Annotated in this window: 20 protein-coding genes; 15 read left to right on the top strand and 5 right to left on the bottom strand. The window is 66.7% G+C overall.

The features are described 5' to 3' along the window. Positions 1-9 precede the first annotated feature (9 nt). Both AC1DQR_RS30455 and AC1DQR_RS30450 read right to left on the bottom strand, forming a co-directional pair. Positions 10-1347, bottom strand: coding sequence for a phage tail protein (locus AC1DQR_RS30455; RefSeq protein WP_477134335.1), 1338 nt, complete (start codon positions 1345-1347; stop codon positions 10-12). Between the two features lie 263 nt (positions 1348-1610). Then, positions 1611-3002, bottom strand: a complete 1392-nt coding sequence (locus AC1DQR_RS30450) for an aminotransferase-like domain-containing protein (RefSeq protein WP_477134334.1) — start codon at positions 3000-3002, stop codon at positions 1611-1613. Positions 3003-3404: 402 nt separating this feature from the next. On the opposite strand from AC1DQR_RS30450, the gene AC1DQR_RS30445 reads away from it, so the two are divergent. The 10 genes from AC1DQR_RS30445 (at position 3405) to fumC (ending at position 13991) form a co-directional block, all read left to right on the top strand. Then, positions 3405-3887 carry an MSMEG_0572/Sll0783 family nitrogen starvation response protein gene (locus AC1DQR_RS30445; protein WP_035811662.1) on the top strand — a complete coding sequence of 161 codons (483 nt, stop codon included), beginning with the start codon at positions 3405-3407 and terminating at the stop codon, positions 3885-3887. 51 nt (positions 3888-3938) lie between these two features. After that, positions 3939-4955, top strand: coding sequence for a Nit6803 family nitrilase (locus AC1DQR_RS30440; protein WP_477134333.1), 1017 nt, complete (start codon positions 3939-3941; stop codon positions 4953-4955). After that, entirely contained in the window at positions 4906-6039 is a 1134-nt protein-coding gene (locus tag AC1DQR_RS30435; protein WP_416050591.1) for an MSMEG_0568 family radical SAM protein, read from the top strand. Before AC1DQR_RS30440 ends, AC1DQR_RS30435 begins: the two co-directional genes overlap by 50 nt. Next, on the top strand, positions 6036-6581 hold the full coding sequence (locus AC1DQR_RS30430; protein WP_477134332.1) for an MSMEG_0567/Sll0786 family nitrogen starvation N-acetyltransferase: 546 nt from the start codon (positions 6036-6038) through the stop codon (positions 6579-6581). Before AC1DQR_RS30435 ends, AC1DQR_RS30430 begins: the two co-directional genes overlap by 4 nt. After that, the gene (locus AC1DQR_RS30425; protein ID WP_416050589.1) at positions 6578-7588 is read left to right on the top strand and encodes a sll0787 family AIR synthase-like protein; all 1011 of its coding nucleotides are present in this window, start codon (positions 6578-6580) and stop codon (positions 7586-7588) included. Before AC1DQR_RS30430 ends, AC1DQR_RS30425 begins: the two co-directional genes overlap by 4 nt. Before the next feature lie 9 nt (positions 7589-7597). Continuing rightward, entirely contained in the window at positions 7598-7885 is a 288-nt protein-coding gene (locus AC1DQR_RS30420) for an MSMEG_0570 family nitrogen starvation response protein (RefSeq protein ID WP_416050588.1), read from the top strand. A 53-nt stretch (positions 7886-7938) separates the two neighbouring features. Further along, entirely contained in the window at positions 7939-9222 is a 1284-nt protein-coding gene (locus AC1DQR_RS30415; RefSeq protein WP_416050587.1) for an MSMEG_0569 family flavin-dependent oxidoreductase, read from the top strand. Position 9223: 1 nt separating this feature from the next. Further along, positions 9224-10093 (top strand): Pnap_2097 family protein, encoded by an 870-nt coding sequence (locus AC1DQR_RS30410; RefSeq protein ID WP_477134331.1) that lies wholly within the window; start codon positions 9224-9226, stop codon positions 10091-10093. After that, positions 10090-12189, top strand: coding sequence for a methylmalonyl-CoA mutase (gene scpA, locus AC1DQR_RS30405; protein ID WP_477134330.1), 2100 nt, complete (start codon positions 10090-10092; stop codon positions 12187-12189). Before AC1DQR_RS30410 ends, scpA begins: the two co-directional genes overlap by 4 nt. Positions 12190-12587: 398 nt before the next feature. Next, entirely contained in the window at positions 12588-13991 is a 1404-nt protein-coding gene (gene fumC / locus AC1DQR_RS30400; RefSeq protein ID WP_477134329.1) for a class II fumarate hydratase, read from the top strand. 175 nt (positions 13992-14166) lie between these two features. Here the strand turns inward: fumC and AC1DQR_RS30395 are convergent, their stop codons facing one another. Next, the gene (locus tag AC1DQR_RS30395) at positions 14167-14949 is read right to left on the bottom strand and encodes a COG4705 family protein (RefSeq protein WP_477134328.1); all 783 of its coding nucleotides are present in this window, start codon (positions 14947-14949) and stop codon (positions 14167-14169) included. Positions 14950-15384: 435 nt separating this feature from the next. Then, positions 15385-17604 carry a TonB-dependent receptor gene (locus AC1DQR_RS30390; RefSeq protein ID WP_477134327.1) on the bottom strand — a complete coding sequence of 740 codons (2220 nt, stop codon included), beginning with the start codon at positions 17602-17604 and terminating at the stop codon, positions 15385-15387. A gap of 559 nt (positions 17605-18163) precedes the next feature. On the opposite strand from AC1DQR_RS30390, the gene AC1DQR_RS30385 reads away from it, so the two are divergent. The 5 genes from AC1DQR_RS30385 (at position 18164) to AC1DQR_RS30365 (ending at position 23105) form a co-directional block, all read left to right on the top strand. Next, entirely contained in the window at positions 18164-19030 is an 867-nt protein-coding gene (locus AC1DQR_RS30385; protein WP_416050581.1) for an IclR family transcriptional regulator, read from the top strand. A 24-nt stretch (positions 19031-19054) separates the two neighbouring features. Further along, positions 19055-19996 (top strand): dihydrodipicolinate synthase family protein, encoded by a 942-nt coding sequence (locus tag AC1DQR_RS30380; protein ID WP_416050580.1) that lies wholly within the window; start codon positions 19055-19057, stop codon positions 19994-19996. Between the two features lie 125 nt (positions 19997-20121). After that, the gene (locus AC1DQR_RS30375) at positions 20122-20823 is read left to right on the top strand and encodes an SDR family NAD(P)-dependent oxidoreductase (protein ID WP_416050579.1); all 702 of its coding nucleotides are present in this window, start codon (positions 20122-20124) and stop codon (positions 20821-20823) included. A gap of 80 nt (positions 20824-20903) precedes the next feature. Continuing rightward, entirely contained in the window at positions 20904-22076 is a 1173-nt protein-coding gene (locus AC1DQR_RS30370) for a mandelate racemase/muconate lactonizing enzyme family protein (protein ID WP_477134326.1), read from the top strand. A gap of 63 nt (positions 22077-22139) precedes the next feature. Continuing rightward, complete coding sequence (locus tag AC1DQR_RS30365; RefSeq protein WP_416050577.1) at positions 22140-23105, top strand: Bug family tripartite tricarboxylate transporter substrate binding protein; 966 nt, start codon at positions 22140-22142, stop codon at positions 23103-23105. A 42-nt stretch (positions 23106-23147) separates the two neighbouring features. Here the strand turns inward: AC1DQR_RS30365 and AC1DQR_RS30360 are convergent, their stop codons facing one another. Further along, entirely contained in the window at positions 23148-24251 is a 1104-nt protein-coding gene (locus AC1DQR_RS30360) for a dihydrolipoamide acetyltransferase family protein (RefSeq protein ID WP_043356183.1), read from the bottom strand. Positions 24252-24255 lie beyond the last annotated feature (4 nt).

The following is a 24255-nucleotide window of genomic DNA, read 5'->3' as shown; positions in this document are numbered from 1 at the left end:
TCCGGCTGCTTAGCTCCGGCCGGGGAAGATGCCGTCAGTGCAGATCATGTACGTCAGGCCGTTGGGCGTGACGGACGCAAGATTTGGCAATGCGAACGTGGTCCGTCCGTCGCCGCCGAAGTTAGTCCCCAGCAGCGAGAACAGCGCCGTGTTTTGCGCGATGGGGAGCAGCCGGCCATCGGCCGGCAGGCCTTGCCCGAATGTCGTGGCGGTTAGCCACACGCTGCCTATCGTACATTGGGCGCCGGTGCCGCCGCCTGCCGCGTTTCCGGTGTTTTGTCCCAGATCCGGGTTGGCGGGGCCTGTGGCGCCGGTAGCGCCCGTTGCCCCCGTTGCTCCCGTGGCCCCTGTCGCTCCCGTGGAACCCGTGGAACCCGTTACGCCTTGCGCACCGGTGGCGCCGGTAGCGCCCGTCGGGCCAGTGACACCCGTGGCGCCTTGGGCGCCGGTGACTCCCGTCGGGCCTTGCATGCCGGTGGCGCCAGTGGCCCCGGTCGCGCCAGTCGCGCCCGTCTGCCCCGTCACGCCCTGCGCACCGGTGGCGCCAGTCGCTCCGGTAGCGCCAGTGGCGCCATTGCTCCCGTCGGCACCCTGCGGACCCTGTGCGCCGGCTGCCCCCGTAGCGCCGGTAGCCCCGGTGGGACCTGCGGCACCGGTGGCGCCGGTTGCGCCCGTCGCGCCCGTTGCCCCTGCCGGGCCCACATCGCCCCTGGCCAGTTCCTGTGCCACCGTGACCAGCGTGGCGTTGTTGGCCTTCAGGCGCACGATCAGCGCTTCGAGCTTGTCGTCATAGGCGTCGCCGGCTTGCGGCTGGAACACCTGGTTGAGCAGGTTCAGCGTGTCCACCGTTACGCCCAGGTTGGCCAGGCGCTGCTTGGTCAAGGCCAGGGCAGTGGGCAGGCGGTTGCTTGCCGCGCCGGCCGAGGTGGCGGAGAACGTGTTGAAGAAGGCTTCGGTGTCGGGGTTTTCGGTGGCGCTGGCCACCACCAGCTCGGTGATCGGCGTGATGTTGGTCACGCCGGGGCCGAGGATCAGCGTGTGCAGCACGCCGTTCGGGCCGGTCACGCGCGCCGCGCACGGCAGCACCAGGCCGGCGGTGGTGACCGACCAGGCGCCGGTGGCCGAGGTGGTGACGGAGGCCGTGCCGGCCACGCATTTCAGTGCCACGGTGGCGTTGGCAATGGGTGCGCCGGTGGCGGCAACGCCGGAGATCGAGGCTGCCGGTGCCACCGTGACCGGCGCGTTGCCGGACGATTGCGCGGTGTCGCTGCCGCCGCCGCCGCACGCGGTCAGCAGCGAGGCCGCGGCCATGGACAGATAGAGGGCCCGCAATTTTGTTTGCATCATGATTTCCCGTGATTTCCCAAAAACAGTGATCCGCTTGCACACGTCTCGGTCGATGCCGAGGTGCACTTTTTATACGTATTTAGATGGAACGAAATGGAACGAAATGGAACCGCAGCGCCTGCCGGGCGCAGCGGGTCGTATTTTATCGACGGTTGTCCGCGAGACGGCAAAGTCATCTACGGTTTCGTCGGCAGACATTGATGTCGTTGCCAAAACCCAACGAAGCCGGCCAAGCGCCGGCAGGGCGAAGGCGCAGTGGCGCGCTACAGCATGGCCGAATGCAGATGGTGCGGATCGTCCAGCGTATCCGCCACGATCTGCAGCGATTCCTCCACCTCGTCGCGCTCGCCCGGCCCGCCCAGGCAGATGCGGATCGCATCCGGGGGATTGCCATCGGTGGCGAACGCCGCGCTCGATACCACGCCGATGCCGCGCGAGCGCAGATGCAGCGCCAGCTCGGAAGGGCGCCAGCCGCTGTCCGGGGGTATCGGCAGCCAGAGATGGAAGCCTTCCGGGTCGGCATCATATGGCCGCCCCGCCAGCACGTCGCGGGCCAGGAGCTGGCGGGCCACGCACTCGGCGCGGATGGCCTTGAGCATGTCTTCGGCCGTGCCGTCCTTGATCCACGACGTGGCCAGCAGCGTATTGAACGGGCTTGCCATGACGGTGGTGGCGCGCAGCGTGCCCGCCAGCCGCTGGGTCTGGCGCGCGGTGGGGCCGTGGATAAAGGCAATGCGCAATCCGGCGCCAAAGCATTTCGACAGGCCGGTGACGTAGTAGGTGAGTTCCGGCGCGAGCGTGGCCATGGCATCCGGCGTGCGCTGCGGCAGCATGCCGTAGGCATCGTCCTCGATGATCGGCACGCTGTAGCGCAGGGCGATATCCGCCAGGATTTCGCGCCGTCCCTGGGGCATGGTCTTGGTGCTGGGGTTCTGCAGCGTGGGATTGCAGTACAGCGCGCTTGGCTTTTGCGTCTTGCATAGTGTTTCGAAGGCCGGGCCGAGGGGGCCTTCCTCATCGCTGGGCAGGGCCTGCAGCTGCACGCCGAGCTGCGTGGCGATGGCCTTGATGCCGGGGTAGGCCAGCGTATCCAGGCAGATCGTCTGCCCGGGCCGGGCCAGCAGCGACACCAGCGCCACCAGGGCGCTGTGAATCCCCGGGCAGATCAGCACGGTATCCGCGCGGCAGGCGGGCACATAGCGTTTGAGCCAGTCCACCGCTACGGCGCGATCCGCCGGCGTGCCGCCGAAATCCTGGTAGCGCAGCAGGTCGTAGGGATCCGTCGTGCTCATCAGGCGCGCCGCCGACTCGCGCAGCCTGACCGTCAGCGCCGCCGGCTCGGGCGGGTTGTTCATGGTCATTTCGGCACCCGTGCCCGCGCGCAGCGGCAGGGCCGGCGCGCGCCCGCGCACAAAGGTGCCGCTGCCGGCCTTGGCGTCGATCAGCCCGCGCTTGCGGGCTTCCGCGTAGGCGCGGGCCACGGTGGTGTAGTTGAGCTGCAGCGCTTCGGCCAGGTCGCGCAGCGCCGGCAGGCGGTCGCGCGCTTGCAAGCGGCCGCTTGCCAGGTCTTCCTCGATCAGGTCGGGGATCATCAGGTAAGCGGGTTTGGTGCTCTCGCCGAGGCGTTTGAGCCAGTGGCTGGCAAGTCCGGGCAAGGTGGGCTCCTGGCGTTCGCGGTTGTCGGATGCGGCTATAGCTGAGTTAGCTGAGGCCTCAGGCTACCACAATGATCGTTTTTTGCGCTTAAAGTGATCGCATTTTTGTTTGCGCAATGATGGTGCGATATTGCGGGATTGCACCGCTTCCGGGCGTGTTTTCCAGGCTGGCGCGTTCCACCGCAGTGCATGGCCTCCAGGCACCTGTATCGGTAAATGCACAAGCGTTTCCCGCACATTTCGCCATCCGGAAAATCAGCGATGCGATCAATGAGCGATTCGCGGCTTGATTGGGCATTGATCGCATGGCTGGGCATGGCAGATGGCATGTCCCATGCTCAAGGTTTGGTGTCGGCCCAGCGCCGATCGATCGACAGATCCACCAACCCTATGGAGTACAACATGCCCGCAGTGAACAAACCGGCCCACAAGAAAGGCGACTTCCTGGTCGACTACGAAGAGAAGGTATTCGAGGACGTCAAGGCAGAACCGGGCGAGAAGGCGCTGGTCACCTTCCACACCGTGGCCTTCGAAGGCTCGATTGGCTTCGTCAACCTGCTGCAGGCCACGCGCCTGCAACGCAAGGGCTTCGAGACCTCCATCCTGCTGTACGGCCCGGGCGTGACGCTGGGCCTGCAGCGCGGCTTTCCCACGCTGGGCGATGAAGCCTTTGCCGGCCATCTCAACTTCAACAAGCAGATCACCAAGTTCATGGAAGAGGGCGGCAAGGTCTACGCCTGCCGCTTTGCGCTGCAAGCGCTGTATGGCCATGGCGAAGCATCGCTGATCGAAGGCATCCGCCCGATCAGCCCGCTCGATGTGCTGGACCTGAAGCTGATCCACCGCAAAGAGAACGCGCTGATCCTGGATACCTGGACGGTTTAACGCTGTAACGGTTTAACGCATTCACGCTGAACAGAAAGGGCGGGCATCACCATGTCACAGAAACGCATTGTGCGCGCGGCCGCGGTCCAGATCGCACCGGACCTCGAGCACGGCGAAGGCACGCTTGGCAAAGTGTGCGAGGCCATCGACCGCGCCGCACGGGAAGGCGTGCAACTGATCGTCTTTCCGGAAACCTTCCTGCCGTACTACCCGTACTTCTCCTTCGTACGGCCGCCCGTGCAATCCGGCAGCGACCATATGCGGCTGTACGAGCAGGCGGTGGTGGTGCCCGGCCCCGTCACCCATGCCGTGTCCGAGCGCGCGCGCCGGCACGCCATGGTGGTGGTGCTCGGCGTCAACGAGCGCGACCACGGCAGTCTCTACAACACGCAACTGATCTTTGACACCGACGGCCGCCTGGTGCTCAAGCGCCGCAAGATCACGCCGACGTTCCATGAGCGGATGATCTGGGGCCAGGGCGACGCGGCCGGCCTGAAAGTGGCCGAAACCGCTATCGGCCGCGTGGGCGCGCTGGCTTGCTGGGAGCACTACAACCCGCTGGCCCGCTACGCGCTGATGACCCAGCACGAGGAAATCCACTGCAGCCAGTTTCCCGGCTCGCTGGTGGGCCCCATCTTTGCCGATCAGATCGAAGTCACCATCCGCCATCACGCGCTGGAATCCGGCTGCTTCGTGGTGAACGCCACGGGCTGGCTGACCGACGAGCAGATCGCCTCGGTGACCACCGACCCCGCCTTGCAAAAGGCGCTGCGCGGCGGCTGCAACACCGCCATCGTGTCGCCGGAGGGCCAGCACCTGGCGCCGCCGCTGCGCGAGGGCGAGGGCATGGTGATCGCGGACCTGGATATGTCGCTCATCACCAAGCGCAAGCGAATGATGGATTCGGTGGGGCACTACGCCCGGCCGGAATTGCTCAGCCTTGCCATCAACGACCGGCCGGCGGCGACCGCATCGCCCATGGCCGCCGCCTTCTCCAACTACCACGGGAGCACCCACCATGAACTCCAGCGAGATGACGCCGGCCTTGAGCCGGTTGTCGGTAACTGAGCTTCGGACTGAGCTGCAATCGGTCGGGCTGCGCCTGCTGGACCCGGCGGCGGGCGCCGCCAGCCGGCGCGGCGGCGCGGGCCCGTCCGACCACAAGGCGGTGACCGTGGATGGCGTGACCATCATGGTGCCGGTGCATACCAACACCGCCTGGCATTCGCCGTACGTGGCGTCGGCGCCGGATGGCAAGGGCACCAGCGCGCTGCTGCGCGGCACCATCCCGATTGCGAACATCAGCTTCCCGAAAGCGCCGCGCTTCTATGCGCTGCAGACGATGGAGGGCGTGCCGTATTCGCACATCGCCACGCTGCACAGCGCGGACGTGCTGGCCACCACGGTGCTGCAAACCTGCATCCGCTACGAGAGCCGGCGCAAGACCTGCAAGTTCTGCGCGATCGGGCAATCGCTCGCGGCGGGGCGCACCATTGCGCGCAAGACGCCGGAGCAACTGGCCGAAGTGGCGCGCGCCGCCGTGCTGCTCGATGGCGTCAAGCATATGGTGCTGACCACCGGCACGCCGCCCACGCCGGACCGCGGCGCCGCTATTCTTTGCGAAAGCGCCTTTGCCATCAAGGCCGCGGTGGACCTGCCCATCCAGGCGCAGTGCGAGCCGCCGGACGACGACCGCTGGTTCGAGCGCATGAAGGCTTCCGGCATCGATACGCTGGGCATGCACCTGGAAGTGGTCACGCCCGCCCTGCGCGCGCGGATCATGCCGGGCAAGGCGGCGGTGCCGATCAGCCGCTATATGGAAGCGTTCAAGGCTGCGGTTGCCGTGTTTGGCCGGGGGCAGGTGAGCACCTATATCCTCGCCGGGCTAGGCGATAGCGTTGAGACCATCCTGTCGATCTCGAAGGAACTGGTCGAGCTTGGCGTCTATCCCTTCGTGGTGCCCTTTGTGCCCATCACCGGCACGCCGCTGGAAGACCATCCCGCGCCGCCGCCTGCATTCATGGCGGCCATCCTCAAGCCCCTCGGCGCGATGATCAGCGCGGCGGGCATGCGCTCGGCGGATATCAAGGCGGGCTGCGGCAAGTGCGGCGCCTGCTCCTCGCTGTCGTCGTATGAAGAGGTGGCGGCATGAACGGCGATCTCTGTGTGGAAGTGCCCGCGGCCACGACGTTCCACATCCGCTGGGCCGGGGCGCAGTGGGAGGCGGACGAGGCCATGGCGCTGCGCCGGGCGGTGTTCTGCCATGAGCAGGGGATTTTCCAAGGCGACGACCGCGACGCGATCGACGACACCGCGCAGTTGCTGGTGGCGGTGAAGTGCGAGGCGGACGCGCCGCAGAGGGTGGTCGGCACCGTGCGCATCCATGAAACCGAGCCCGGCGTGTGGTTTGGCTCCCGGCTGGCGGTGCACGCCGCATACCGCAGCCACGGCAAGATCGGCGCGACGCTGATCAAGCTGGCGGTGAGCAGCGCGAACGGGCTGGGCTGCACCCGATTCCTCGCGCATGTGCAGAGCCAGAATGTGCCGCTGTTCCGCCGCTTGCATTGGGATGTGCTGGCCGAGGAAACGCTGCTTGGCCGCCCGCACCACCTGATGCAGGCGGACCTGGACCATTACCCGGCGTGCCTGACGCCGCGCGTTGGCCTGTCGACGCTGGGCAGGAGCGGGACGTGAACGTCGCGCGGATTGTGCAAAGCCTGCGCGCCAGCCGTGGCTTTGGCCACAAGACCGATATTGCCGGCGTGCTGTCGTCGCTGGGCAATGCGCTGCCGGGCGGCATGCGCGATCTCGGCCAGGCCGTTGCGGTGGGCGACGATTGCGCCGCGATTGCCGACCATGATGGCTACCTGCTGTTTGCGATCGAAGGCATGGTCCGCGATTTCATCGATGCCAGGCCGTGGTTCGCGGGCTACAGCGCGGTGATGGTCAACGTCAGCGATATCTATGCCATGGGCGGCCGCCCGCTGGCGGTGGTGGACGCCATCTGGAGCGACGGCGTGGCGCAGGCCACCGACGTGCTCAAGGGCATGGCGGCGGCCTCCGCGGCCTATGGCGTGCCCATCGTTGGCGGGCACAGCAATGCGCGCAGCGATCAGGCCCAGCTTGCGGTGGCCATTGTCGGGCGGGCGCGGCGCCTGCTATCGAGCTTCGCGGCGCGCCCGGGCGACCGGCTGCTGATGGCGGTCGATTTGCGTGGCGCCTTTGCCGAGCCGTACCCGTACTGGAATGCCTCCACCGAGGCGCCGCCCGCGCGGCTGCGGGCCGATCTCGAACTGCTGCCCGCGCTGGCCGAGGACGGCCTGTGCGCCGCGGCCAAGGACATCAGCATGGCTGGCACGCTGGGCACGGCGCTGATGCTGCTGGAGTGCTCCGGCGTGGGCGCGCGGATCGACCTGGGCCGCATCCCCGCGCCCGTGGGGGTGCCAATGGCGCGCTGGCTCACGGCGTTTCCGAGCTATGGCTTCCTGCTGGCCGTGCGCGAGCAGGACGCGGCGCGTGTGAGCGAGCGTTTCAGGGCGCGGGACATTGCCTGCGCGGACATCGGCGTCATCGACGATTCACGGCAGGTCTCGGTCAGCGGTGCCGGCGAAACCGCGCTGCTGTGGGACTTCGCGCGTGATGCATTTATCGTCCCGCAGGCCGAGCGTGCCACGCGGGACACCACCCACACCGATGCCTGAGGAGCCTTCATGCCAGTCACGCATTTCCGCATACGTTGGCCCGACCAGAGCGAGGCCACCTGTTACTCGCCATCTTCGGTGATCACGGAGTTCTTTGTGCCGGGGCAGGACTACACGCTGGACGAGTTCCTGGCGATCGCCAGGCAGGCGCTGGGCAGCGCCTCGGAGCGCGTCAGGGCGAAGTATGGCTATGCCTGCTCCTCTGCCATGGACCAGCTTGAACAGATCGAGACCACCGCCGCGCGTTTTTGCGCGCAACCTGGCGCCACGGTGCGCGTGATCGGCTTTGGCCGGTAGCCCGGTTTCCGCAGGCTTTAGCGTATTTATCAGCATTCAAGGAAGGACCCAACATGTCTACCCCTCTTAACGAAACCCAGGCCACCACCTCCCCCAAGCACTACAGCGTCATCATCGTCGGTGGCGGCCAGGCTGGCCTGTCCATGAGCTACTACCTCAAGCAGGCCGGCATCGATCATCTCGTTGTCGAGAAGCACACCGTCACCCACACCTGGCGCAGCCAGCGCTGGGATGCTTTCTGCCTGGTCACGCCAAACTGGCAGTGCGCCTTGCCCGGCTATCCCTACCAGGGCAACGACCCGCACGGCTTCATGAAGAAGGACGAGATCACCGCCTACCTCGATGGCTTTATCGGCATGGTGAACGCGCCGGTGCTGGAGCACACCGAGGTGTTGCGCGTGAAGCCGCAGGAGCAGGGCGGCTACCTTGTCTCCACCTCGCAAGGCGACTTCACCGCTGGGCAGGTGGTGGTGGCCTCCGGTGGCTATCACACCCCGATCGTGCCGCGCATGGCGGAGCGCCTGCCGGCGGGCATCCGGCAGATCCAGTCCTCCGAGTACCGCAGCCCGCAAGCCTTGCCGGAAGGCGGCGTGCTGGTGGTGGGCTCCGGCCAGTCCGGCGCGCAGATCGCCGAAGACTTGCACCTGGCGGGCCGCAAGGTGTTCCTGGCCGTGGGCCAGGCGCCGCGCTGCGCGCGCTTCTACCGTGGCCGCGACGTCGTGGACTGGCTGGCCGACATGCAGTACTACGATATGCCGGTGCAGGAGCATCCGCTGCGCGAGGGCGTGCGCGACAACACCAATCACTATGTGACGGGCCGCGACGGCGGGCGCGACATCGACCTGCGCAAGTTCGCCACCGAAGGCATGGAGCTGTTCGGCGCGCTGGAAGATTTCCATGACGGCAAGCTGCGCTTCACGCCGAACCTGAAGGCCAACCTGGATGATGCGGACGATACCTACAACCGCATCAACGCCAGCATCGACAAATTCATCGACAAGCACGGCATCGCCGCGCCGCCCGCCAGCACGTACGCGCCGGTATGGTCGCCGGGCGAGGAGCGTTGGGCGCTGGACCTGGCGCAGGCGGGCATCGGCGCCATCGTCTGGTGCATCGGCTTTCGCCCGGATTTCAGCTGGCTGGAGGCGCCGGTCTTCAACGGGCGCGGCTATCCCGGCCACGTGCGCGGCGTGACGGCGCAGGACGGCCTGTACTTCCTCGGGCTGCCGTGGCTGCACACCTGGGGCTCCGGGCGTTTCTCCGGCATTGCGCGCGATGCCGAATATCTGGCGGCCATTGTCAGCGAAAAGCTAGGCGCGCACGCCCTGGCAGCCTGACATGTTCCGCGCGAGCACAAGCTATGTGGCCGGCATGCCGAACCTGTCCTATACCGGCCTGTCGGAGAACTGGCTGCTCAAGGCTTGCGGCGACCTGCACTGGCAAGGGCTGGCGGCGTTGTCCGGGCAGGCGTTGCCGGAGTTCCGGGATGCGCAGGGCAACAAGGCCTACGCCGCGTTCACCGCGATCCGGCTGCGGGAGGCATCGCTGGAAGCGCTTGGCGAGAACGATGGCTTCTCGGTGAACACGCAGTTGATGCGGGTGGCCGGCGCGCGCCACTTCAGCACGCATGCACTGAGGCGCGATGGTGATGGTGATGGTGACGGTGGCGGTGGCGGTGGCGGGCCAGGCGCCAGGCGGGCCGAGGTATCGATGGTGTCCACCTTTATCCGCCGTGAGCGCGAACGCGACAATCGTTCGGTGGTCAGGGCTGCTTTCAACCTGCCGGCGGACGGGCCGCCACCCGCGGCGGCGGCGGAGATGGGCGCGCTGGCCAAGCGCTTCCGGGCGGGCGACTGGTCCGCCCATCTTGGCCTGGAGCGGGCACGGCACCTCGGCAGCCACATGGCCGAGTACCTGCCTTGCCCCTATGCCGACTTCAACGGCGCGGACCTGCTTTACTTCGCCAACTTCCAGGCCATCGTCGATCGTGCCGAATGGCAATGGCAGCGTTTTGACGAGCCGCCGGTGATTGCCGGGCGCGACCTGTTCTTCCACGGCAACGTCAACCTTGGCGAAGCGCTGGAGCTGTCGTTCTCCGCGGTGGAGTTCGGCCAGGGCGGGCTGGCCCATTGGTGCGAGGTGCGGCGCGGCAGCGACGGCGAGAAGATCGCCGATGTGGTGACACGCAAGCGTTGGAGAGTGCGATGAGCGCAGACAAGGGTGGCGGACTGGCGCGCAAGCCCGTCTACACGGCCGCCGACCTGGACGGGCTGCGGCATCTCGGCAGCCTGCCTGGCGAGGCGCCATTCGTGCGCGGGCCGCATCGCTCCATGTACGCGGGCAAGCCGTGGACCATCCGGCAGTACGCGGGCTTTGCCGACGCCACCGCCTCCAACCTGGCATTCCGGCAGGCGCTGGCGCAGGGCGCGCAGGGTTTGTCGGTCGCGTTCGATCTGCCGACCCATCGTGGCTATGACTCCGACCATCCGCTGGCGCAGGCGGATGTTGGCATGGCCGGCGTGGCGATTGATTCCGTCGAGGACATGAAGCGCCTGTTCGATGGCATCGCGCTGGACCGCGTCTCCGTCTCCATGACCATGAGCGGCGCCGTATTGCCGGTGCTGGCCGCGTTCCTGGTGAGTGCCGAGGAGGCCGGCGTGCCGCTCGATCAGCTCAGCGGCACGATCCAGAACGACATCCTCAAGGAGTACATGGTCCGCAACACGTGGATCTTCGCGCCCGGGCCGTCGATGCGGATCTGCGCGGATGTGGTGGCTTACCTGTCGCGGCATGTGCCGCGGTTCAACGGCATGTCGATCTCCGGCTACCACTTCCAGGAAGCCGGTGCGGACCCGGTGCTGGAACTGGCGCTGACGCTGGCCAACGGGCAGGAATACGTCAGGCAGATGGCCGGGCGCGGGCTGGATGTGGATGATTTTTGCGCTCGCCTGAGCTTTTTCTTTGGCGTGGGCAAGGATTTCTTCATCGAGATCGCCAAGCTGCGCGCCGCGCGCTTGTTGTGGTGCGAGATCGTCCGCGAGCTTGGTGCCACCACGGATCGGGCCACCATGCTGCGCACGCACTGCCAGACCTCGGGGTGGTCGCTGGCGGCCACGCAGCCGGACAACAACATCGTGCGCACCACGGTCGAAGCCATGGCTGCGGTGTTTGGCGGCACGCAGTCGCTGCACACCAATGCCTATGACGAAGCGCTGGCATTGCCCAGCGCCGGTTCGGCCCGGCTCGCGCGGGACACCCAGTTGATCCTGCAGCACGAGATGGGCCTGTGCGACGTGGCCGACCCATGGGCGGGCTCCTACATGATGGAATCGCTCACGGCCCAAATGGCGGAAAAGGTGCGCGCGGTGATGGCGGAGATTGCCGCTGGCGGTGGCGTGCTGGCAGCGATCGATTCCGGCTGGGTCCATGAGCGGATTCATCGCGCCGCCGTGGCCACACAGGCTGATATCGACGAAGGCCGGCGCGTGATCGTCGGCGTCAACCGCTACCAGGCGGGGGCCGGCGAGGCGCCCGCCTGCCTGGAGATCGACGGGCGACAGGTCCGGGCGCAGCAGGGCGAGCGGTTGTCCCGCCTGAAGGCAAGCCGCGATGGCGCGGCCGTGGCTCAGGCGCTGCGTGCGCTAACGGCCGCCGCACGCAGCGGCGAGCAAAACCTGCTGTCCCTGACCATGAACGCCATCCGCTGCCGCGCGACCCTCGGCGAGTGCACGCAGGCGCTGGAACGGGTGTGGCCGCGCCATGCGATGGCGCCTCGCTACGCCCGCCAAGCCTACGGCGAGGCCTTGCACGATAGCTCGGCCTGGGACGCGGCCCGCGAGCAGGTCCGTGCGCTGGCCGCGCGCCTGGGCAGGCCGCCCCGCATCCTCATCGCCAAGCTGGGGCAGGACGGGCATGGCCGCGGCGCCAAGGCCGTGGCCGCGGCGCTCTCCGATGCCGGGTTCGCGGTCACGCTGGGGCCGCTGTTCCAGTCGCCCCAAGACGCCGTGGCGATGGCCCTGCACGGGCAGGTCGACGCGGTGGGTGCATCGTCCCTGGCCGGTGCGCACCTGGCGTTGCTGCCTTGCCTGATCCATGGCCTGCGCGCTGGCCGGCCAGGCGCGTTGGTCTTCGCGGGTGGCGTGATTCCCGCCAGCCACGCCCGGCGGCTGCGCGCCCAGGGGGTGAGCGCGATCTTCGGGCCGGGTGCCACCATGGCGGCCATCGTCATGGGGATCGCGGGCGCGTTGCTGCGGCATGCGGGCAACGCGCGCTTGCCCGATGCCCAGCTGGAAAGTGCCGGCTAGCGGGCGCGCTGCGCTCGGGCCGGGGCCGCTGGCCCGCTTGGCCCACTTTGCCCGCATGGCCAGCGTGCCGCATTGCCTGCGAACCCCTTTCATTTCGTCGGGATTCATTGCCCATGGCCTGCGCCTGGGCTATCGTTCGTCTTGGCTCGAAGCGGCTGCGGGAACGCATGCGGCTGGGCTGCCCCCGCAAAAGGAAAACGGAGAGACCGAATCGTCCTCCCGCTGCACTGCGCACTAAAGCACACAACAGCGCAGTACAGCGCACAACTGAAAAGATCAGCGCATGTCACGCCCTGGCCGCCACTGGCGCTGGCGTTTATTCCGGCTCGGTGATGGGTGCCTCCAGGTTGCCCCGTACCGGGCGATCCTTGACGTAGTTTGTTTGGAGAGTGTCTTCCATGCCCGCATTCCGTTCCGAAACCGATTCGATGGGCGCCATCGATGTGCCCGCAGATCGCTACTGGGGCGCGCAGACGCAGCGTTCCACCATTAATTTCCCGATCGGGGTGAGCCGCTTCCGCTGGCAGCGTCCGGTGATTCGCGCGCTGGGCATCCTCAAGCGCGCGGCGGCCGAGGCCAATGCGGAGCTTGGCGAATTGCCACCCGACATCGGCCGGCTGATCGTGCAGGCGGCCGACGAGGTCATCTCCGGCAAGCTGGATGAGCACTTCCCGCTGGTGGTGTTCCAGACCGGGTCCGGCACGCAATCGAACATGAACGCCAACGAGGTGATCTCCAACCGGGCCATCGAGATTGCCGGCGGGGAGCTCGGCAGCAAGAAGCCGGTGCATTCGAACGATCACGTGAACCGCGGCCAAAGCTCCAACGACACGTTCCCCACCGCCATGCACATCGCCGTGGTCGAGCAGATCCACAACAAGCTGCTGCCGGCGGTAGGCGCCTTGCGCGATACGCTGGCCGCCAAGGCGCAGGCGTACCAGGACATTGTCAAGACGGGCCGCACCCACCTGCAGGACGCCACGCCCATCACCCTCGGCCAGGAAATCAGCGCCTGGGTGGCGCAGATCGATTTCGGGCTGCATGTCGTCAAGCTGGCTGAGCCGGGCTTGCTGGAACTGGCCATCGGCGGCACGGCGGTGGGCACCGGGCTGAACGCGCATCCGCAGTTCGGCGCGCGCGCGGCGGCCTATATCGCCGCGCTGACCGGCCATCCGTTTGTCGATGCGCCCAACAAGTTCTTCGCGCTCTCCGCGCACGACGCGCTGGTGCAAACCTCCGCCGCGCTGCGCACGCTGTCCGGCGGCCTGATGAAGATGGCCAACGACGTGCGCTGGCTGGCCTCGGGCCCGCGCTGCGGCATTGGCGAGCTCAACATCCCCGAGAACGAGCCGGGCTCGTCGATCATGCCCGGCAAGGTCAACCCGACCCAGTGCGAGGCCATGACCATGGTGTGCGCGCAGGTGTTTGGCAACGATGCCACGGTGGCCTTCGCCGGCAGCCAGGGCAATTTCCAGCTCAACGTGTACAAGCCGGTGATGGTCCACAACGTGCTGGAAAGCATCGAGCTGATCGCCGATGCCTGCCTGGCCTTTAACGACCATTGCGCGCTCGGCATCGAGCCGAACCTGCCGAAGATCGCGGAAAACCTCGACAAGAACCTGATGCTGGTGACGGCGCTGAACCGCCATATCGGCTACGACAAGGCGGCCGCCATTGCCAAGAAGGCGCACAAGGAAGGGCTGACGCTGAAGGCCGCCGCGCTGGCGCTGGGCTATCTCACCGAGGACGAATACGCGCGCTGGATCGTGCCCATCGAGATGACGCATCCGAACAAGGATTGAGCGCGCGGCTTAAGAGGCTTTCAACATGAAGCCAAGCGGTTCTGGCCAGGCGCGTGGCTGCAGACGTCAAGCGGTACGGCCAAGGCCGCGCAACGACGCCAGAATCTCTTTGAAATGGCCGGGCAGGAATGCCGCGAGCGCAAGCAGTCCAACGGCGTAGGACCATCGGTGCCATTCATGGCGCCGTCGTCGCTCCCACGGCCTGGCTTGCATTGCGCTGGGCCATCGCGACCAGTGCGACGATGACGGCCAGGAAGATGCCGCTGGTCAGCGCCGCGCCGAAGCCAAGGCCGCCATAGGTCTGCGCCTGGGACAACAGGTCGCCCAGCGAGGCGCCCAGCGGGCGCGTCAGGATATAGGCGATCCAGAAGGTGAGAACGGCGTTGGCGCCGAGGTAGAACGCGGCGACGGTCAGAGCAAGGAGGGCGCCGAACACCAGGGTGCCGAGCTGGAATCCCAGCCCCAGGGCTTCGGTGGCCAGGTCGCCCGCGGCGGTGCCGAGGGCAAAGGTGCAGAGAATCGCGGCCCAGTAGAAGAGCTCGCGGCGGCGCGAGCAGATCGTCCGGATGGAGAGCGTGCCTTCGCGGCGGAACCACAGCGCGAAAATCCCCGCCAGCATGACGGCGAAGACGGCCGTGCTCAGATACAGGCTCACGCCCAGGCCGTCGGTGAGCGCATCGGTGATCTGCGTGCCGACGATGCTGACCAGCACCACGGTCAGCCAGTACATCCAGGGAACATAGCGATGCATCCGAGCCTGGGCGAAAAGCGCGATGGCCAGCAACGCGCCCATGGCGCAGCCGGTGACGGCCTGGCCCAGCCCAGCGTTGACCGCGAGAAAATCGGCCCCCGTCTCGCCGACGGTGGTCGACAGGATCTTGATGATCCAGAAGCCCACGGTGACTTCGGGCACTTTGTTGAGCCAGGCTGGCATCGGCCGGGGGGACAGCGTGTTCATGGCGTGCTCCAGGTTTGCTATGCGCTGGGGGGCGGGCTTGCCCTGTTGGTTGTTTGGGTGGGGGCTGGCGCGGGATCGGTCGCTCTGCGCAGTCCGTGGCGCAAGGTTATTTCGCCATGGCTTAAGGCTGCATTAAGGCCGTGTGGAAAACAAGGCACCTTGCAACGGCGTGCAAATGAAAAAGGCGCTCCGCGGAGCGCCCTCAAACTGCCGGTAAACCTGAAGCATTGGCCGAAGCCGCCGAACAGGCCAAAGCCGCGCGCCATGACGACGGCTGTCTCTCCCTCGCCCCTCAGGGGGAGAGGGCCGGGGAGAGGGGTGGCTTAGCTAGGAGTCACTTAAAGCGAAGCCCGTGGTGTTTTCCAGCATGCAGGCGTAACGAACGCCCGCCACTCCCTCGCGCGGGAGAAGGGAGCACGACATAGCCGGTAGAACTTACATATGGAAGTTCAGCGTCATCACCGCTGAACGGCCCGGCGCCCACGTTGCGTAGATCGGGTACGCGGCGGAGTAGTACTTCTTGTCGAAGAGGTTCTGTACGTTCAGTTGCACATCCACGGTCTTGGAGACGCGATACGTTGCCACCGCATCGAAACGCGCGTAGCCCGGCGTCCATTTGCGCGACGTTGCCGAGACCGAGGCGTAGGTCAGGCTGGAGATCGTGGCGCCGCCGCCGATCGACAGCTTGGGCAGCACGTCGTAGTAGGTCCACAGCGTGACGTTGTGCTTGGGCACCATCACCATCGGCAGGCCGGATGCCGAGGCATTGGCGGCGCCGGCGTCGGTCGTGATGGCATCCAGGTAGGAGTAGCCGCCGAACACGCGCCACTTGCTGGTGAGGTTGCCGGCCATGCCCAGTTCCGCGCCGCGCACGCGTTGCTTGCCCGCGTTGACGATGCCGCCCAGGCCGTCACTGACGCGCGCATTGGTCTTGTCCGTCTGGAACAGCGCCGAGGTCAGCGACAGGCGGCGGTCCAGCGTGTCCCACTTGGCGCCCACTTCGATGTTGCGGCTGCGCTCGGGCGACAGGTCCTGGTTGGTTTTGGTGATCTGGTCGGTGCCGCCACCCAGGCCGCTGTTGGCGCCCGGCGGATTGGCGGAGGTCCCGTATGAGGCATACAAACTGACCGTGTCGACCGGCTTGAACACCAGGCCAAGCTGGTAGCTGAACAGGTTGGCGGTGTTCTTCAGGTCCGGCGTGCCGGCCTGCACGGCGGTGACGTCGAAGCGGTYGAAGCGCGTGCCGGCATTGAACAGCCAGCGATCGCTCAGCTTCACGCTGTCGAACAGGTAGGCGGACGAGACATTGGTGCGGGTGCTGGTGGGCGCGCCGGGGAAGCTCTTGTCGCCGTTGAGCACGGTGCTGCCGGTCCACGGGGCATTGGCATTCCATGCGCCGATCGCGGTGCAGTTGTAGGCGATCGTGCAGGGGCCGCCCGTGCGGATATTGTTGCCCGCGCTGTCGCTCACCAGGTAGCCCTCGTACAGGCTGCGCTCCCAGCTGAATTCCACACCGGCCGTGAGCGTGTGCTGCATGCCAAGCAGCGTGGCCTTGCCGGACAGCTCGGTCTGGTTGGAGACGCTGTTGGTGGCGTATTTCCCGCTCTTGGCTTGCAGCTGGAGGAGGTTCGCGCTGGCGTTCAGGAACTGCGGGTTGGTGGCGATGTAGTCCAGCGTGGAGCGGCCGAACATGGTGGTGTTGCGCACCTTCCAGTTGTCGTCCACGCGGTGCTCGATGCGGATCTCGCCGGTGTCCGTCTGCCCGCGGCGGTAGTCGCGGTTGTTCAGGCCGTAGAACTGCGAGCGCTGGATGCTGGTTCCCGCCCCGGGCGTGCCGCCGGTCGAGCGGAACGGCACGCTGAAGTCCGGCATGTCGTAGGTGTTGACGTGGTAGTAGCTCAGCGACACCGTGGTCGGCGTGTTCAGCCCGAACGCCACCGACGGCGCCACGCCCCAGCGCTTGCTGTAGACATCGTTGCGCCCGGCCTGGTTGGCGTCGTGCCCCATCACGTTCAGGCGCACCGCGGTCTCATCGTTGATGCGGCGGTTGACGTCGAGCGTGGCGCGCTTGTAGGCCTCGGTGCCCAGCCCCAGGCTGGCATTGGTGAAGTCATCCGCCTTGGGCATCTTGGTGACGATGTCGATGCTGCCGCCAACCGCGCCACGTCCCGCATAAACCGAATCCGGGCCCTTGATGACGCTGATCTGCTCCACTGCGAAGGTCTCGCGGTTCTGCACGCCGGAGTCGCGCATGCCATCGACAAAGATCGAGTTGCGCGACTCGAAGCCGCGGATCACCGGACGATCCGCGGAGGGGTTCGCCGCGGCGTCGCCGCCCAGGAAGGTGATGCCCGGCACCGTCTTCAACGCATCGGCGAAGGTCGTCGCATTGGTCTGCTTGAGCAGTTCCTCGGGAATCACCGTGACCGAGCGCGGTGTATCCAGCAACGGTGCGACGAACTTGTACGAGGGCAGGCGCTTGGCCTGAAGCGGCGAATCGGCGGTGACAACGGCGGTGGGCAAGGTGGCTTCCTTCGCGCTGCCGGCGTCGGCGGCGGACTGTGCGAAGGCCGGCGTGGCGGCGAGGAAACCTGTGCAGTAAAGAGCACCAGCGGACGCGAGCAAACGCGCGCGCGTCTTCAGGGGAGCAGTCATGATTTCAGTGTGGCGAGGGGAGTCGATGCGCGCACGGGGCGCGGAAGATACCTGGCGTGCAAGGAGCGAAAGGCGAGGCCAGGAATAAAAACCAATGCTTGGGTTGATAACGAGAATGCGAGTGATTCGCAATTAAGCGGCAGTGTAGCGATTTCGTCTCTATTTGTAAATGTCTGTTTAAGAGGAATTGCGCTGAATGACGCGCAAGGCGGCGTGACCCGTTCAGTGAAAACCCTAGGAAGTTTGCCCTTGCCCTGTCTCGGAAACGAGGCCTAGAATATTTCATATCGCGAATACAAGTTCGCTATCCGAATAAAAGAGAGGCGTCTCAGGACGCGGGGCGGATTAAAGAGGTGCCGTTGTCTGGCACTTTTTCTTGGCCCTCTTATTCGAATAAAAATTCGCAATCCGAATTTTATGAGGTCCGGCAGCGATGCCGATGTGTATCCACCCAACTTGAGCGAGGGCTTTCCTCTGTCTGTTCGTCGAATTAAAATTCGGAATCCGAACTCGATTCCGGGTTTGCATCAAGAACGAAGAACTGACAGTGGAGATTGACATGGCTACCGAGAACTCCGTCCCGACCGCATCGAAGGCGAGCAGCGCGGGCGACGCATCCAAGAACACGGTGCAGTCGCTGGCGAAGGGCTTCCGCATTCTCGAAGCGTTCACGGCGCAGGAACCCGAGCTCACCATGGCGGAAGTCGCGCGCCGCTCCGGGCTGGACAATGCCACGGCCTTTCGTTTCCTCAACACGCTGGTGGATATCGGCTACGTGCAGCGCGTGCCGGACACACGGCTGTTCCGGCTGTCGCTCAAGGTGCTGGACCTGGGCTTTGACGCCATCGCCCATGCCGACCTGCGCACGCGGGCAAGGCCGATCCTGCGCGCGCTGGTGGGGGAGATCAATGAAGCCGCCTCCATCGGCGTGCTGGATGGCCCGGACGTGCTTTACGCGGAACGGATCCAGGCCGGGCTGACGCGGCTTGGCGTGGATATCCGTATCGGCAGCCGGGTGCCGGCCTATTCCACGGCCGTGGGCTACGCCATCCTGGCGTGGCTGCCGCAGGACATGCAGGCCCGTGTGCTGGACGCCCAGCCCCGGCAGAAGCTGACCGACCACACGCTCACCGAGCTCGACACCATCCTCGAGCGGCTCAAGACCGTGCGCGCCAAGGGCTATGCGTTGTCGGACCAGGAAACGGTGTCCGGCCTCTATGTGGTGGCCGCGCCGGTGCTGGATGTGGACGGCGTGCCGGTTGCCGGCCTGAGCGTGGCGGCGCCGGCCATGAATACCTCGCTTGACGATTTCGAATCGACCACGGCCCCGGCGGTAGTGCATGCCGCTACCGAGCTGGCCCGTGCGCTGCAACCCTCCGGCGGATTCATTCCGCCCACCTTGATACCCACCCGAACGCGCAAATAGCGCAAGCCACACCAGGAGACGAACGTGCCTGATATCAATTTCCACGGCATCATTCCCGCCATCGCGGTTCCCTTCAACGCGGACTACAGCATCAACGAGCCGGAGCTGCGCCGCTTTGCCAGGTGGCTGGGCGGCCAAGCCGGCGTGACCGCGTTGATGACCAATGGCCATACCGGTGAAGTCTTCTCGCTGACGCCGCGCGAGCGCGCCGAAGTGACCCGCATCACCGCCGACGCCACCCGGGGCATCTGCCCGGTGATCTCGTCGGTGGTCTGCGAAGGCATCAACGACGCCGTGGAACAAGCTGGCTGGGCCAAGGAAGCGGGCGCCGCCGGGCTCGATATCATGCCGCCGCATCACTGGCTGCGCTTTGGCTTCAAGCCGGAGCATTGCCTCGACTACTTCAACGCCATCGGCAAGGCCAGCGGGCTGCCCCTGGTGGTGCATATCTACCCGGCCTGGACCCGTGGCTCCTACTCGTCGGAGCTGCTCGCGGAACTGGCCAAGCTGCCCTATGTGAAGGCCTTCAAGATGGGCGAGCGCGAAATGAACAAATACGCGCGCGACATCAAGGAGATCCGCGCGGCCGATCCCACCAAGGTGCTGATGACCTGCCACGACGAATACCTGCTGTCGTCGATGGTGCAGGGCATCGACGGCGCGCTGGTCGGCTTTGCCTCGCTGATTCCCGGCCTGATCAACGACCTGCTCAAGGCGGTCAAGGCCGGCGACCTGCATGAAGCGATGCGCGTGCAGGCCCTGATCAACCCGCTCAAGGACGCGGTGTACGGCGCTGGCGAGCCCACGGGCGAAGCCCATGGCCGCATGAAGGCCGCCATGGCGCTGGCCGGCATCCTGCGCGATGGCACGGTGCGCCCGCCGACCCACGCGCCGTCGGCCGCCGAGCTGGCCGCGATCCAGGCCGCGCTGGAACACGCCGGCGTGACGCAGAAAGCGGCTGCCTGAGCCTGAACCACGTCTGACCCACGTCTGATCCGGGCCTGTACCGGCGCGCCATCCCGGCCTGCGGCGAGCGTGCCGGGGCTGGGCCGCCGGCCATGCAATCCAAAGGGGCTTTGATGAGCCAATCCATGCAAGACGACGACACGCCCGTGGCGCGGACCAGGCATGCCCTGGTCACCGGTGCCAGCTCCGGTATCGGCGCGGCCATTGCCCGGCGGCTGCTGTCGACGGGCTGGACGGTGACCGGGCTGGACCGCTCGCCGGCACCCAGCGCCGAGGGCTTCAACGGGATCGAAGTCGACCTGACTGATGCCGCAAAGCTCGCCGCTGCCGTGGCCACGGTGCCCCAGGTCGATGCCATTGTCCATGCCGCGGGATTCATGCGCACGGCGGTGCTCGGCGACCTGAAGCCCGAGGACGGCGAGGGCATGTGGCGTATCCATGTGCAAGCCGCCAGCGTGCTGGCCAACGCGCTGATGCCAACGCTGCCGGATGGCGCGCGCATCGTGCTGATCGGCAGCCGCACGGCGGCGGGCGCGCCAGGGCGCAGCCAGTACGCCGCGACCAAGGCGGCGGTGGTGGGCATGGCGCGCTCCTGGGCCGCGGAGCTGGCGCCACGCGGCATCACCGTCAATGTGGTGGCGCCGGGCGCCACCGAGACCCCGATGCTGAACGACCCGGGCCGCAAGGGCACGCCGCCGCGCACGCCGCCCATCGGGCGTTTTATCCGGCCCGATGAAGTGGCCGGGATGGTGAGCTTCCTGCTCGGGCCCGATGCCGGCGCCATCACCGGGCAGCAGATCCTGATTTGCGGCGGTGCTTCGCTGTAGCGCCGCCAGCCGACGTATCGAACCGCCTGAGTCGCTGATTAGCTGATTACCGAAAGACACTAGAACACTGGAGACAAGCCATGTCCGTGCGCATCATTGACGTCCGCGAAGTGACGAAGCCGATTTCGTCGCCCATCCGTAATGCCTATATCGATTTCTCGAAGATGACGAGCAGCCTCGTCGCCGTGGTGACCGACGCGTTTCGCGACGGCAAGCGCGTGATCGGCTACGGTTTCAACTCCAATGGCCGCTACGGCCAGGGCGGCCTGATCCGCGAGCGTTTTGCGCCGCGTATCCTGGCGGCCGATCCAGCATCGCTGCTGGACGACGCCGGCACCAACCTCGACCCCAACCGCGTGTGGGCCGCCACCATGTCCAATGAGAAACCGGGCGGCCATGGCGAGCGCTCGGTCGCGGTCGGCACCATCGACATGGCGGTGTGGGACGCGGTGTCCAAGATCGCCGGCGTGCCGCTGTTCCGGTTGCTGGCCGAGCGCCACGGCGTCAACGCTAACCCGCGCGTGTTCGTCTACGCCGCCGGCGGTTATTACTATCCGGRCAAGGACCTCGGCGCGTTGCGCGCCGAGATGCGCTCCTACCTGAAGCGCGGCTACAACGTGGTCAAGATGAAGATCGGCGGCGCCAGCCTGGAAGAAGACAGCGCGCGCATCGAGGCCGTCTTGCAGGAAATCGGCCCGGACGCGCAGCTCGCCGTGGACGCCAACGGCCGCTTTGACCTGGACACCGCCATCGCCTACGCCAAGATGCTGCGCGACTATCCGCTGTTCTGGTACGAGGAAGCCGGCGATCCGCTGGACTACCACCTGCAGGCCACGCTCGCCGAGTACTACCCCGGCGCCATGGCCACCGGCGAAAACCTGTTCAGCCACCAGGACGCCCGCAACCTGATCCGCTACGGCGCCATGCGCCCGGACCGCGACTACCTGCAGTTCGACTGCGCGCTGTCCTACGGGCTGGTGGAGTACGAGCGCACGCTGGAAGTGCTGAAGACCTTTGGCTGGTCGCCAAGCCGCTGCATCCCGCACGGCGGCCATCAGATGTCGCTCAATATCGCCGCTGGCCTGGGCCTGGGCGGCAACGAGAGCTACCCCGACCTGTTCCAGCCTTACGGCGGCTTCCCCGATGGCGTGAAGGTGATCGACGGCCATATCACCATGCCGGAGCTGCCGGGCATCGGGTTTGAGGGCAAGGCGGATCTGTATGCGCAGATGTCGGCGCTGGCGCAGCCTTGAGAGTGGACAAGAAATAAGAGCGCCCCTCCAGGGCGCACCTGCAGTCGAGACAGGAGACAAACCATGTTGTTCCACCGGATTTTCCGCAGTGCCGCCGGCGCGTTGCTGGCCTGCGCCGCCGCCAGCGCCTTCGCGCAGGGTTACCCCAACAAAGCCGTGCGCGTCATCATTCCGTTCCCGCCCGGCGGCCCCACCGATACCGTCGGCCGCATGCTGGCGCAAAAACTCTCCGAGCAAACCGGCCAGAGCTTTATCGTCGACAACCGGCCCGGCGGCCAGGGCATCATCGGCGCCGACGCGGTGGCCAAGGCCGCGGCGGACGGCTACACGCTGTTGTTCAGCGCCTCCACCTTCACCACCACGCCCATGACCCTGAGATCGTCGCCTTACGACGTGACCAAGGATTTCGTGCCGATCGCGCTGGTCGGCAAGGGGCCGCTGGCGGTCTCCGTCAACAAGAACCTGCCGGTGAAGAACATCAAGGAGCTGATCGCCTACGCGCAGGCGCATCCCGGCAAGATGTCGTTCGCGATTGGCTCGCAGGCGTCCGCGGGGCATTTGTCCACGGAGCTGCTCAAGCGGGCGGGCAAGATCGATTACCTGGTGGTGCCGTACAAGGGCTCCGCGCCCGCGTACCAGGACCTGATCGGTGGCGCCATCGATGGCTTTATCGATCCCGTGCTCGGCGCCTTGTCCTATCACAAGAGCGGCATGGTGCGCGTGGTCGCGGTGACCTCCAAGGACAGGCTGCCTTCCATGCCCGACGTGCCGACGGTCGGCGAGACGGTGCCGGGCTATGAGTTCTACTCGTGGTATGGCCTGTGGGGTCCGGCCAAGCTGCCGGCCGATGTGACCAGGCGGCTCAACGCCGAAGTCAACAAGGCGCTGGCGTCCGACCTGCGCGGCAGGCTGGCCGAGCAGGGCTACCTGCTCTCGCCAGGCACGCCGGAAGACTTCGCCCGCTTCGAGAAGGAGGACATGGAGCGCTCCGCCAAGATCGTGGCCGAAGCCAGGATCCGCGCGGAGTAAAGCCCCCCGCGCTCGCCTGTCGCGCTGCCGCGCTGCCCGCGCCTAGGCCGCCAGCGCCAGGTCCGCGATCACTGCCGCCAGGAAGCGCGCGGCCTCGCCGCCTGTGACCACCCGATGATCGAAGGTCAGGCTGAGCGGCAGGATCCGGTGCACGACGGGCATGCCGCCGGCCGCAACCACCGCATCGTGGATACGGCCGGCGCCCAGAATGGCGACGGTTGGCGGCACCACGATCGGCGCCGCGTACTTGCCGGCGATCATGCCGAAGTTGGACAACGTGATGGTGTTGCCGCGCATCTCCTCGGGGGCGATCGTGCGCGCACGCACATCCGCGCGCATGCGGTCCAGGCCGCGCCGCAGGTCTGCCGCGTCGCGCTTGCCGGTATCGCGCAGCACCGGCACGAACAGGCCTTCGGGCAGGTCGACTGCAATCCCCACGTCGATCCGCGCCGGCACATGGCGGCGCCCGGTCTGGCTTTCATACCAGGCGTTGAGGCCGGGCTCGGCGCGGCAGCCGGCAACCAGTGCGCGCACCAGCCGGATGGTGGTGTCGGTGCCGGGCGCCCAGGCATGGATATCGGCGTCGTCGATCACGGTCGCCGCGGCGACCTCGCTTTGGGCGCGCGCCATGTTCAGCGCCATGGCGCGCCGCACGCCGCGCAGGACTTCCGGTGGCCCCAGGTCCGCCAGCGTCGCGGCGACGCGGCGCACATCGGCGGCGCTGATGATGCCGTCCGCGCCCGTTGGAGTGACCATCGCCAGGTCCACATCGAGCTGGCGCGCCAGGGCGCGCACGGCCGGCACGGCCCGCACCGCGCCGCCGCCACGGGACAGGGCGGCGGGCGCTTCCGCGACCACCTGCGTGCCGACTTTGACATCGCCCACCACCGCGCCCGCGTCCTCTTGCCCGCCGGCGCCCTCGAAGCCCGCCAGCGGCGCGCCAAGGTGCACGATCTCGCCCGGCTGGGCAAACAGCTTGGCGACCTGCCCGGCGTAGGGCGACGGTATCTCGACGATCGCCTTGGCGGTCTCGACCGAAACCAGCGGCTGGTCGGCCGCCACCGTGTCACCGGGTTTGACGTGCCATTCGGTGATCTCGGCTTCCTGCAGGCCTTCGCCCAGGTCGGGCAACTTGAAGATCTTCATCAAC

The sequence above is a fragment of the Cupriavidus sp. 05L411 genome (genome assembly GCF_056398045.1).
Note: the sequence above shows the minus strand (reverse complement) of the source record. Positions and strands in the feature narration are given on the sequence as shown.